Source organism: Caulobacter sp. GW456-12-1-14-TSB4 (assembly GCF_059424195.1).
This window is the reverse complement of sequence record NZ_JBWKZF010000056.1, coordinates 1-11,202: the sequence shown is the minus strand read 5'-3', so window position 1 is coordinate 11,202 and position 11,202 is coordinate 1. Positions and strand designations below refer to the sequence as shown.

At 67.5% G+C, this 11,202-nt stretch carries 9 protein-coding genes; 4 read left to right on the top strand and 5 right to left on the bottom strand.

What is annotated here, in order from left to right:
* Nucleotides 1-65: 65 nt before the first annotated feature.
* A complete protein-coding gene (locus tag AC07YH_RS26120) occupies nucleotides 66-1,277 on the bottom strand; it encodes a CaiB/BaiF CoA transferase family protein (protein ID WP_494749809.1) in 1,212 nt (403 codons plus the stop codon).
* A 124-nt stretch (nucleotides 1,278-1,401) separates the two neighbouring features.
* Between AC07YH_RS26120 and AC07YH_RS26115 the strand changes: the two genes are divergently transcribed.
* Nucleotides 1,402-2,076 carry a DUF4142 domain-containing protein gene (locus tag AC07YH_RS26115; RefSeq protein ID WP_494749808.1) on the top strand — a complete coding sequence of 225 codons (675 nt, stop codon included), beginning with the start codon at nucleotides 1,402-1,404 and terminating at the stop codon, nucleotides 2,074-2,076.
* 3 nt (nucleotides 2,077-2,079) lie between these two features.
* On the opposite strand, the gene AC07YH_RS26110 is transcribed toward AC07YH_RS26115, so the two are convergent.
* From AC07YH_RS26110 to AC07YH_RS26100, 3 genes are read right to left on the bottom strand one after another with little or no spacing between them, the layout of a single operon-like run.
* On the bottom strand, nucleotides 2,080-2,505 hold the full coding sequence (locus AC07YH_RS26110) for a PaaI family thioesterase (RefSeq protein WP_494749807.1): 426 nt from the start codon (nucleotides 2,503-2,505) through the stop codon (nucleotides 2,080-2,082).
* A complete protein-coding gene (locus AC07YH_RS26105) occupies nucleotides 2,502-6,089 on the bottom strand; it encodes an ABC transporter permease/M1 family aminopeptidase (RefSeq protein ID WP_494749806.1) in 3,588 nt (1,195 codons plus the stop codon). The genes AC07YH_RS26110 and AC07YH_RS26105 overlap by 4 nt, the downstream gene beginning before the upstream one ends.
* A 14-nt stretch (nucleotides 6,090-6,103) precedes the next feature.
* On the bottom strand, nucleotides 6,104-6,982 hold the full coding sequence (locus tag AC07YH_RS26100) for an ABC transporter ATP-binding protein (protein WP_494749805.1): 879 nt from the start codon (nucleotides 6,980-6,982) through the stop codon (nucleotides 6,104-6,106).
* Between the two features lie 209 nt (nucleotides 6,983-7,191).
* Between AC07YH_RS26100 and AC07YH_RS26095 the strand changes: the two genes are divergently transcribed.
* The 3 genes from AC07YH_RS26095 to AC07YH_RS26085 are packed head-to-tail and all read left to right on the top strand — an operon-like array spanning nucleotide 7,192 to nucleotide 9,149.
* Nucleotides 7,192-7,872 (top strand): fumarylacetoacetate hydrolase family protein, encoded by a 681-nt coding sequence (locus tag AC07YH_RS26095; protein WP_494749804.1) that lies wholly within the window; start codon nucleotides 7,192-7,194, stop codon nucleotides 7,870-7,872.
* An 11-nt stretch (nucleotides 7,873-7,883) separates the two neighbouring features.
* A complete protein-coding gene (gene maiA / locus AC07YH_RS26090) occupies nucleotides 7,884-8,516 on the top strand; it encodes a maleylacetoacetate isomerase (protein ID WP_494749803.1) in 633 nt (210 codons plus the stop codon).
* Entirely contained in the window at nucleotides 8,517-9,149 is a 633-nt protein-coding gene (locus AC07YH_RS26085; protein ID WP_494749802.1) for a carbonic anhydrase, read from the top strand.
* Here AC07YH_RS26085 and pbpC read toward each other — a convergent pair.
* On the bottom strand, nucleotides 9,136-11,187 hold the full coding sequence (pbpC, locus tag AC07YH_RS26080; protein WP_494749810.1) for a penicillin-binding protein 1C: 2,052 nt from the start codon (nucleotides 11,185-11,187) through the stop codon (nucleotides 9,136-9,138). The two genes, AC07YH_RS26085 and pbpC, sit on opposite strands and share 14 nt — an antisense overlap.
* Between the last annotated feature and the right edge of the window lie 15 nt (nucleotides 11,188-11,202).

Below are 11,202 nucleotides of genomic sequence, written 5' to 3'. Positions count from 1 at the left end.
GTCACGGGGCGGGCTTAGGGCCGACGCCCGATAGATGCTTCCCCTCTGTGGGAGGATTTTAGTCGCTAGATCACGCCCTTCTTCCGCAGCCCCTCGACCACCTCGACGCTCATCCCCACCACCTCCGCCAGCACCGCATCCGTGTGCTCCCCCAAGGTCGGCCCCGGCCACCGCACGCCACCGGGCGTCTCGGTCAGCTTCGGGAAGGCGTTCTGCATCTTGATCTGGCCGAACACCGGATGCGGCACGGTGACGATCGACTCCCGCGCCACGAACTGCGGATCGTCGATCATGTCCGGCGCGCGGTAGATCCGCCCCGTCGGCAGGCCGGCGGCCTCCAGTTTCGGCAGCAGGTCCTCGATCGCCTGATCCGCCGTCCAGGCGGCGATCCGAGCGTCCAACTCCCCCTGGTGCGCCCCGCGCGCGGCGTGGTCGCGATAGCGGACGTCGTCTGCCAGGTCCGGGCGACCCATCAGGTCGCACAGCCGTCGGAACAGCGTGTCCTGGTTGGCGCCGATCAAGACAAGCTCGCCGGACTTGGTCGGATAGACGTTCGACGGCGCGATGCCCGGCAGCACAGCGCCTGAGCGCTCGCGGACATAGCCGGTCAGGTCGTATTCGGTGATCAGGTTCTCCATCACCGTCAGCACGCTTTCATAGATCGCCGCATCGACCACCTGGCCCTTGCCGGTGCGCGCTCGGGCGTGCAGGGCCATCATCACGCCGAGCGCGGCGTTCAGGCCCGACAGGCTGTCGCCGATCGAGATGCCGGCGCGGGCCGGATTGCGGTCGGGCTCGCCGGTGATGTGGCGCAGGCCGCCCATGGCCTCGCCGACCAGGGCGTAGCCGGCGCGGCTGGAATAGGGCCCGGTCTGGCCAAAGCCCGAGACCCGCGCCATGACGAGCCCTGGATTGGTCTTGGCCAGGGCCTCGTAGCCCATGCCCCACTTCTCCAGCGTGCCGGGGCGGAAGTTCTCGACCACGACATCGGCCTTGGCGATCAAGGCGTGGGCGATGTCACGGCCTTCATCCGTGCGCAGATCGATAGTGACGGACTTCTTGTTGCGGCCGATCACCGGCCACCAGGGCGACAGGCCCTTGGGTTTCGAGCGGCCCCACTGGCGCATCGGATCGCCGACCTTGGGATCCTCCAGCTTGATGACCTCGGCCCCGAAGTCGCCCAGCACCTGGCCACAGAAGGGCCCGGCGATCAGCGAGCCCATCTCGATCACGCGCAGTCCGGCCAGTGGACCCCCAGCCTTGGTTTCCTGCGTCATGGACAATCTCCCCGCCGTCATCGGAACCGTTCACGGCTCCGTGAGGTTTTGTTGATCACCCGGCGCAGTGCGCCGCCGAGCTTTCAAGAACCTCTAAGAAAAACGCGTAGGGAAAGACAGAGCCATGACCCGTCACCTGATGATTGTCGGCGCCGCAGTCGCCGCACTGAGCCTCGCCGCCTGCGGCCAGAAGGCCGATGAAGCCAAGGGCGCCGCCACCCCGGCCGAACAGGCCGCGACCCCGGACGCCAACCCCGCCGCCACGGTCCCGACCGCGGCCGACGAGACCAAGGCCGACGTGTTCGCCGCCAAGGCCGCCGACAGTGACATGTTCGAGATCGCCGCCGCCAAGCTGGCCGCCACGCGCTCGACCAACCCGGCCGTGAAGAAGTTCGCCGCCGCGATGGAAAAGGCCCACACGGCCACCAGCGCCGAGCTGAAATCGGCGATCGCCGCCTCGGGCGCGACCATCACCCTGCCGACCGTGCTGTCGGAAGACGCCCAGGGCAAGATCGACGACCTGACCAAGGCCGACGCCAAGGACTTCGACAAGACGTACGCTGACGGCCAGGTCGACGCTCACCAGGCGGCCCTGAACCTGCTGCAGCGCTACGCCCAGGACGGCGACACCCCGGCCATCAAGGCCTTCGCCGCCGCCACGGCCCCGAAGGTCCAGGAGCACCTGAACATGGCCGAAGGCCTGAAGAAGGGCTTCGGCACGGGCGAGGACGTCGCCAAGGCCCAGGACAAGGCCGACAAGGCGCAGATGAAGGCCGACGAGAAGGCCACCGGCCACTAACGATTAGGGAATGGCGTAGGCGACCGTGGCCTTGGCCGCGGCCCGCTCGCGCCCTTCCGTCCACATCAGGACATCGGCCGTCGCGATGCGGCGGCCGAGCTTGAGCAGGGTCGCCTCGGCGTAGAGATCGCCAGGCTGGCAGCCTCTCAGGAAATGGATATTGAGCGAGGTGGTCACCGCCATGGCCACCTCGCCGATGTGCGCCAGGATCACCGCATAGGCCGCCGTGTCGGCAAGGCCCATCAGGGTCGGTCCCGAGATCAGCCCGCCCGGCCGCAGGTGCCGCGCCAGAGGCGGCAGCTTCAACAGCGCCCGCCCCGGCCCGACCTCGACCACCGACGCCATCTGCTGGGGGTCCAAGTCCGGGAAGGCCCGATGCAGGAACGCGTTCAGCGCTTCCGCATCCATCTTGATCACCGCGTCGCTCATTTGCCGACCGCCACGGTGTTGTCGTCGCCGTTGCGGTCGATCACCGTGTTGTACGGATCGATCCCAGCGAACTTCGGCGCCTTGGCCGTCACGAACGTGAAGGTCTGCACGCCCGAGCGGATCGGCCTGCGCTCATAGGCGACGACGTCCTGGGCGTCGAAGCCCTTGTCGCCCGGCTTGGCGGTGAACAGGCCAATGTCCATGGTCTCGTTCAGGGCGGCGCCCGTCTCCTTGCCCTTGCCGTCGGCGTATTTCTTCTGGGCGTCGACCGTGATGGTCACGTCGAACTTGCCGTCGCCGCGCTTATGCACCGCCGCGCTCTTGGTCTTCAGGTCGTAGAGCGTGATCTTCTCGAACAGGTCGGTGATCAGCGCCTGCTTGTCGGCCGGAGCCTCGGCGCGCAGGGCGGTCAGGAAGTCGGTGCTGATCGGATAGGGCGCGCCCTTGAAGGCGTGGTCGGCGATCAGCTTGCGCAGGGCGCGGTTGACGGCCTCTTCGCCGATCTCGCTCTGCAGCCGGTACATGACCAGCGAGCCCTTGTTATAGCGGATGTAGTTCTGGCTGTTCTCGACCCGGGCAAGGGGCTGCTCGTCGATGACGTCACCACCCCGCGCGCGCAGATAGCTGTTCAGTTCGAGCTTCAGGAACTTGCGGATCTGGTCTTCGCCATAGGCGTGCTTCATCACCATCAGCGCCGAATACTGGGCGAAGGTCTCGCTCAGCATCACGCTGCCCTGCTGGTCCGCGCCGATCACCTGGTGGGCCCACCATTGGTGACCGATCTCGTGAGCCCCGACATAGGTGACCATGTCGATCTTGGTCGGATCGCGGAAGTCTGAGATGAAGAACAGTCCCTCCGACCATGGAATGGTGTTGGCGAAGGACTGGGCGAACTGGGCGTAGTCCGGGAACTCCTGGAAGCGCAGTTGGCGGAACTGATACGGACTGAAATTGGCCTGGTAGTAATCCAGCGACCGCTTCATCGCCGTCTTCATGCGCTCGATGTTCCACGCGTGCTGGGGATCGTAATAGACCGCCAGCTCGACGCCCTTATAGGTCTCCTGACTGACCTGATAGCGGGCCGACTGGATCGAGAGGAATGGCAGGATCGGCGCCTCGGTGACGAAGCGGGCCTTGCGGCGGCCGTTCTTGACCGTGTCCGAGACCTTGTAGCCCGGCGCGATCGGCGTCTGGTCGGCCTCGGTGGTCACGGTGACGTCCGAAGTGACAAAGTCGGCGTCCTTGCGCAGGCCGTTGAACTGGCGGGACGGAACGTCGCCCAGCAAGGCCATACGTAACTGCGGCGGCAGGCCGTACTTGCGGCGCTTGGCGCGGTCCTGGAGCAGGCCCTCGCGCGACATGCCCAGGATCGGCGCGATCTCCAGGTTGTTGACGAAGGTCCCGTTGTCGACGATCCGGCTCTCCTGGTCGCTATTGGGGAAGCCGCGTTGCGACCGCAGGGTGATGAAGCTCATCTTCCGCCGCTCGCCCGGGGCCATCGGCGTGTCGAAGGCGAAGATGCGGTAGTTGAACCTCTCGAAGGTCTTCTTGGGCCGCGCGCCCTCGATCGACAGGCCCTTCACCTGCAGGTCGCGGTCGAAGCGGACGTGGATCTCCTTCAACGGTGCGCCGGTCTTGTTCTCGATCACGTACGAGCCCTTGGTCTCAAGGCTGGGCGCGTGCGGCTTCAGATCGACCTCGAGCGTCATGGCGACGATCTTGGGCTGCGGCGTGGTCTCGAACGGCAGCAGGGTCTTCTCGTAGTCGGCCTGCCACTTCTCGTTGTCGATGCGCGTCCGGTAGTCGTTCCAGACATTGGTGTTCATGTAGACGAACGCGCCGAGGCCGACGAAGACGACCAGCGCGCCGCCCATCAGCAGGCCCGCTCCGCCGTTCAGCCGCGTCGGCAGCCGGCGCAGGCGGGGCAGCAACCGGCTTTCCGTCCCACGCCGCCACAGGCCGTAGGCCAGCACCAGCAGCATCACCGCGAACGCGCTCCAATAGGCGCGCAGCCACCAGGCCCCGATCCAGAACTTGCCGAGGCCGTTCATGTCCGACAGCGGAACATCGCCGGCCGAGGCGAAGTTGTAGAGCTTCAGCTCCCAGCCCAGGTTCGGGAACGTGAACCGTGAGATGAGGTAAAGCAGCATCAGGCCCCACCCGATGAACTTGTGGGGGCTGATCGTCTGGAGGAAGATCGCCAGCGTCGCCAGCAGGATGAAGAACACCGCCTGGGGCAGAAGGTACCAGACCAGGTACTTGCCGATCTCGAAATTGAAATAGCCGTGGAAGGCTTGGCTGATCATCCCGGCCAGCACGCTGACCAGAAGAGTCGAGATCAGAACGAGGCTGATCGCCAGAGTCTTGGGGGCCACAAAAGCCCAGTCCGGCACCGGCGTGGAATCGATGATCTCATGGGTTTTCCGGTCGCGTTCGCGCCAGACCAGCTCGCCCGAATAGTAGTTGGCGATGATCATCGGGATCAGGCCGAACGACCCCACCAGAGGATCAAGCAGGATTCGGGTGACCGGATAGATCACGCCGCCGTATCCGCCGGCGTCGGTGGCGAACCACAGCGAGCCCATGGCGTTGGCGAGCCCGAGGAAAAGCAGCACGAAATAGGCCGGGCTCTTGAACACCTGGCCCATGTCGAGACGCGTGCGGACCATCAGCTGGGCCCAGGCCGTGGCGCGGTCGAACTTCGGCTTCGGCAGGCTCCCCGTGAAAATCGGCGGCGCGGCGTCATCGCCGGCCTTGCCCGCTTTGATTTTGCGCTGGCCGGACAGGTCGGCGGATTGGAAGCGGAACAGGCTGTAGGCCAGGATCAGGAACCCGGCTGACAGCGCCAGCGAGAAGATCCGGTTGAAGAGCAACGCCCCGGCCAATGGCGGGACCAGGGTGTTGCGCTCGCTGGCCGTCCAATACTTGGTGACCAGGCCGTAGGCGGCGGTGCCGAGGGGCTCCCAATAGGCCGCGGCCTTCTCGTAGTCGGGCTTGTCCAGCGCGATGTTGGCGATGATGTACAGCACCATGAAGCCGATGACGCCGACATAGGTCCACATCATCGAGCGGGTCACCGTGGCCAGGGCGAAGAAGATCGACGAGGTCAGCAGGATCGCCGGCAGGGCCAGGGCAAAATAGGAAAAGAGGTAGGCGTGCAGGTCGTTGGGGCCCAGCCGCTCGGGATCGACCCAGGGCATGAACGAGCCGATCCAGATCGCCAGGGGCACGGCCAGGAACGAGATCGCCGCCGCCAGGAAGGCGCCGGTAAAGCGCCCGTAGAGATAGTCGAACTTCTTCACCTGGGAGGATCGCAGGATCGGCCCGAAGCCGGTCTCGTCGTCACGCACCACCACATTGGCCACGAAGGCCGTGGTCACGAACATGTAGAAGATGGACCAGATCAGGTGGGTCTGGGCGATCGCGTACGGGGCGTTCTTGTGGATGTTGCCGCCGCCGCCGATGCGGATCTGGTCGATCGTCGCCGCCCCGAAGGTCAGCAGGAAGAAGATAACCGCCACCACCCAGAAGACGGGCGACTTCAGCTGGTAGCGGAGCTCGAAGCCCGCGATCTTGCGAAACATGAGACCGCTCCCCGTCAGGCCGCCCGCCGGGTGGTCGAGAGGGTGGAGAAATAGACATCCTCCAGCCCGCCTTCGACCGGCGTGAAACCATTGCCGGGATTGTCGACGGACTCGATGTGGATGACCGTGCGGCCGGCCAGCAGGCGGGTGGAGATGACCTTGTACTGGGCCTTGGCGGCCTCCAGCTCGGCCTTGTCGATGATCTTCTTCCAGATCTTGCCCTTCAGCTTGGCCACCAGGTCGTGGGGGGCGCCTTCGCTGACGATGCGGCCGTCGCAGATGATGGCCATGGCCGGGCAGAGGTCCGAAACGTCCTCGACGATGTGGGTCGACAGGATCACCACCACGTTCTCGCCGATCTCGGCCAGCAGGTTCAGGAAGCGGTTGCGCTCTTCGGGGTCGAGGCCGGCGGTGGGCTCATCGACGATGATCAGGCGCGGATCGCCGATCAGGGCCTGGGCGATGCCGAAGCGCTGGCGCATGCCGCCCGAGAAGCCGGCGATGGCCTTCTTGCGGACGTTCCACAGATTGACCTGGTTCAGCAGGTTCTCGACCGTTTCCTTGCGCTCCTTGGCGCCGGCAATGCCCTTCAGCACCGCCATGTGGTCGAGCATGTCGTAGGCCGAGACCCGCGGATAGACGCCGAAATCCTGCGGCAGGTAGCCCAGCGTCTTGCGCAGCTCCTCGGGGTTCTTCAGCACGTCGATGTCGCCGAACCGGATGTGACCCGAGGTCGGGGCCTGCAGGGTGGCGATGGTGCGCATCAGGGTCGACTTGCCGGCGCCGTTCGGACCCAGCAGGCCGTACATGCCGCGCGGGATCGTCAGGCTGACCTCGTCCAGGGCCCGCACGCCGTTGCCATAGACATGGGTCAGGTTCTCGATGATCAGCATGACGGCCCCCAAGCCTGAAAAAGCGCCCACTACCCCATCGGCGACATGACGCGACGGTGGAGATTGGGGCAAGTGAAAGAACGTTTATGACCGGGGTTCAACCGCAGGATTTCTGAACGGCGGCCACTTTGCGGCTCTGTGGGTTCACGGGCGTCGTTTGAACCGCAGAGGGGTTTTGGCCAGCCGCTTTTGGGTCTAAACGAAGCGCCATGACCAGCTACGCCTTTCCCCCGCACGCCATCCCGACGGTCCCGGTGGAGGGATCGGATTCGGTTTTCCCGGTCCGCCGGATCCTCTGTGTCGGGCGCAACTACGCCGCCCACGCCCGCGAAATGGGCGCCGACACGCGCGATCCCCCATTCTTCTTCGCCAAGCCCGCCGACGCGGTGGCGCCGCTGAAGGGCGAGATCGCCTATCCGCCGGCGACCAGCGACCTGCATCACGAGATCGAACTGGTCGTGGCCCTGAAGAGCGGCGGCGCCAACCTCTCGGTCGAGCAGGCCCTTGAAGCGGTGTTCGGCTACGCCGTCGGCGTGGATCTCACCCGTCGCGACCTGCAAGGCGCGGCCAAGGCCAAGGGTCAGCCCTGGGAGGCCGGCAAGGCCTTCGACGAGAGCGCCCCGATCACCGCCATCCGCGTCATGGACGCCCCGGCGCCCGAGGCCGCCGTCACCCTCACCGTCAATGGCGCCGAGCGTCAGCGCGGCGAGGTCGGCGACATGATCTGGAACGTCGGCGAGGTGATCGCCAAGGCCAGCGAGCTGTGGACCCTGGCCGCCGGCGACCTGATCTTCACCGGCACGCCCGAAGGCGTCGGCGCCATCGCGCGCGGCGACAAGGTCGTCGGCGAGGTCGAGGGCGTCGGCCGTCTCGAGTTCACCCTGGTCTAGGAAGCGCTTCGATGAAGCTGGTCCTGCACAGCGCCAAGCGCGCCGCCGCGCCCTATCGGGTGCGGATCGGCCTGAACCTCAAGGGTCTGCCGTACGAGCTCCAGCCCGTGGACCTCGTGGCCAACGCCCATCACGAAGAGGCCTATCGCGCGCTCAACGCCCAGGCCCTGGTCCCGACCCTGATGGTCGACGGCCGGCCGCTGACCCAGAGCCTGGCCATCCTGGAATGGCTGGACGAGGTTTCGCCCGAGCCCGCCCTGCTGCCGCACACGGCCTATGAGCGGGCCATCGTGCGCGGCATGGCCGAGATCATCGCCTGCGACATCCACCCGCTGAACAATCTGCGGGTCCAGCGCCAGCTGACGGCGCTGGGCATCGGCGACACCGACCGCAACGCCTGGACCGCCCGCTGGATCAGCGACGGCTTCCACGCGCTCGAACCCATGGTCGCGGCCCACTCCGGCGGCTTCGCCTTCGGCGACGCCCCGGGCCTGGTGGACTGCCTGCTGGTGCCGCAGGTGTTCAATGCCGGCCGCTTCAACATCGACCTGTCGCCCTTCCCCTCGATCGTCGCCGCCGCCACCCGTGCGGCCAAGCACCCGGCGATCGAAGCCGCCCATCCCGACCACCACCCGGAGCGCTAGATGCTTGAGGACCTGAAAGCCAACAACGCCGCGTGGTCGGAGCGCAAGACCCAGGTCGATCCGGACTTCTTCAAGCGTCTGGAAGGCCAGCAGACCCCGGAATATCTCTGGATCGGCTGCAGCGACAGCCGCGTGCCGGCCAACGAGATCGTCGGCCTGGACCCGGGCGAGCTGTTCGTCCACCGCAATGTCGCCAACCTGGCCCCGCCGCAGGACGCCAACTACCTCAGCGTGCTGCAGTTCGCGGTCGAGGTGCTGAAGGTCAAGCACGTGATGGTCGTCGGCCACTATGGCTGCGGCGGCGTGGCGGCGGCCATCGACGGCCAGCGCCGGGGCCTGGTCGACCACTGGCTGCACCCGATCCGCGAGGTCCATGCCGAGCACAAGCACGAGCTGGAAGCGATCCCCGAGAAGCGCGCCATGCTCGACCGCCTGACCGAACTGAACGTCGCCCGCCAGGTCCGCAACGTCGCCGCCGACGTCTTCGTCCAGGACGCCTGGGCGCGCGGCCAGGACCTGTCCGTGCACGGCTGGGTCTATTCGCTGAACAACGGCCTGGTGAACGACCTCAACATCGGCATCAGCAGCCTGGTGGACTATGAGCGGATGATGGCGGAATCTAACTGCCCTTGATGCGCACCCGCGCCTGGGCCTTACGGCCCTGCGCATCGACCACCGACAGCTTGTAGAAGCCCGGCGCGGCCGGCTTCCAGATCGCGCGGCCGCTGACCGGATCCAGGTCCAGCGGCCGGCCTTCCACGTACCAGGTCAGACCCTCGCCCTCGGCGGCCAGCACCAGCCCTCGCGCCTTCGAACCCAGCGCATCGACCTGCACCGACGCCCCGTCGGGTGGGAAGATCAGGCGCGGGCCCTCGTCGGCGGCGCGCAGCTTCTGCAAGGCCAGCGGCGCGGACTTCGGCGCGATAGGGCGCGGGGCCGAGCCTTGCGCGCCGATGGCGTCGGCGACGTCGAACAGCAGCGGCAAGGCCGCGTCACGTCCCGTCAGCCCGCCGCGCGCGCCGCCGTCGGCCCGGCCCGTCCACACCAGGATCGCATAGCCGCCGACCACCCCGGCCGCCACGGCGTCACGGAAGCCGTAGGAGGTGCCGGTCTTGAACGCCATCGACGGCCCGCCTCGCGTCAGGGCCGACGGCGCACGGCCGCGCGGGGCCGGGGCTTCGCGGAGGATGTCCAACACCTGCCTCGCCGCCTCGGGACGGACCATGCGCGTGCCGGCCATGTGCTCACGCGCCTTGGCGTCCTCTTCGGTCCAGGCCAGTGGCTTGGCGATGCCGCCGTCGCCGAGGGCGGCGTAGAGCATGACGAGGTCGCGCCAGGTGATCCCCTCCCCGCCGAGCGCGAGGGCCAGACCCGCTTCCTTCAGCTGCGCCTTCGGACGCGCCAGATGCGCGCCGGCGGCCTCGATTCGGCCTGCGAAGGCTTCGGGCCCCAGCTTCTCCAGCGTCGCCACGGCCGGAACGTTCAGCGAGTGGGCCAGGGCCTCGCGCACCGTGACCTTGTCGTGGAAGACGCGGTCGAAGTTCTCGGGCTGGTAGTCGGCGAAGCGGGTGGCGTTGTCCTGCAGCTGGGTGTCGGGCGCGACCAGGCCGTCGTCCATGGCCATGGCGTAGATGAACGGCTTCAGGGCCGAGCCGGGCGAGCGCAGGGCGCGGGTCATGTCCACCCAGCCCCCGGCCCGGTCACGCCCCGCCGAGCCGACGGACGCGCGGACGGCGCGTCCCTTGATCTCGACCACCAGCACGGCGGCGGTGGCGTCGGGGCCTTGCGCGCCCGCCACGGCGGCGACCATTGGCTCCAGCCGCGACTGCAGGTCGGCGTCGAGGGTCGAGACCACGCTCGCCTGGCCCTGCGGCGCGTTGCGGGCCAGCTCGCCGGCCGCGTGCCACGCCAGGGTCGGGAACGGCGCGCGACGCGGCAGCGGCTCGTTCTCGGCCTCGAAAGCGGCGGCCTGGGTGATGGTGTGGGCGCGGACCATCTTGTCGAGCACGGAGCGCCGGGCGGCCTTGGCGGCGTCGGGACGACGGTCCGGGCGGCGGGCCTCGGGCGACTGCGGCAGGGCGATCAACAGGGCCTGCTCGCCATCGGTCAGGCTGGACGGCTCGTGGCCGAAATAGCTGAGGCTGGCCGCCCGCGCGCCTTCCAGGTTGCCGCCATAGGGGGCCAGGGTCAGGTACAGCGCCAGGATCTCGCGTTTGGACAGCCGCGACTCCAGCTGCACGGCGCGGACCATCTCGATCAGCTTCGAGCCGATAGTGCGCGGGCGCGGCTCCAGCAGGCGCGCGGTCTGCATGGTCAGGGTCGAGGCCCCGGACGTAGCGCGACCATGCACCACCGCCGAGCCGACGGCGCGGATCAGCGAGATCGGATCGACGCCCAGATGCCAGTAGAATCGCGCGTCCTCGGTGCGGATCAGGCGCTTCTGGAAGGTGGGATCGGTGCGCGCGAGGTCGGCGCGGATCCGCCAGCGGCCGTCTTCGACGGGGAGCGCGCGCAGCCACGCGCCGCGATGGTCCAGCGTGACCGGCGAGGAGTGGCGCGCGCGAGTCATGTCCGGCGGGAACACGGCGCTGAGCGTGGCGAGGACCACCTCGGCGGCGAGGACGCCGACCAGCAGCTTGGTAATCAGCGGAATCCTCCCCTCCCCCTTGATGGGGGAGGGGTCGGG

Excerpts from the sequence above, each read along its gene's own strand:
- AC07YH_RS26120 (WP_494749809.1), bottom strand. The coding sequence starts at position 1,277 with ATGACGCAGGAAACCAAGGCTGGGGGTCCACTGGCCGGACTGCGCGTG.
- AC07YH_RS26115 (WP_494749808.1), top strand. The coding sequence starts at position 1,402 with ATGACCCGTCACCTGATGATTGTCGGCGCCGCAGTCGCCGCACTGAGC.
- AC07YH_RS26110 (WP_494749807.1), bottom strand. The coding sequence starts at position 2,505 with ATGAGCGACGCGGTGATCAAGATGGATGCGGAAGCGCTGAACGCGTTC.
- AC07YH_RS26105 (WP_494749806.1), bottom strand. The coding sequence starts at position 6,089 with ATGTTTCGCAAGATCGCGGGCTTCGAGCTCCGCTACCAGCTGAAGTCG.
- AC07YH_RS26100 (WP_494749805.1), bottom strand. The coding sequence starts at position 6,982 with ATGCTGATCATCGAGAACCTGACCCATGTCTATGGCAACGGCGTGCGG.
- AC07YH_RS26095 (WP_494749804.1), top strand. The coding sequence starts at position 7,192 with ATGACCAGCTACGCCTTTCCCCCGCACGCCATCCCGACGGTCCCGGTG.
- maiA (WP_494749803.1), top strand. The coding sequence starts at position 7,884 with ATGAAGCTGGTCCTGCACAGCGCCAAGCGCGCCGCCGCGCCCTATCGG.
- AC07YH_RS26085 (WP_494749802.1), top strand. The coding sequence starts at position 8,517 with ATGCTTGAGGACCTGAAAGCCAACAACGCCGCGTGGTCGGAGCGCAAG.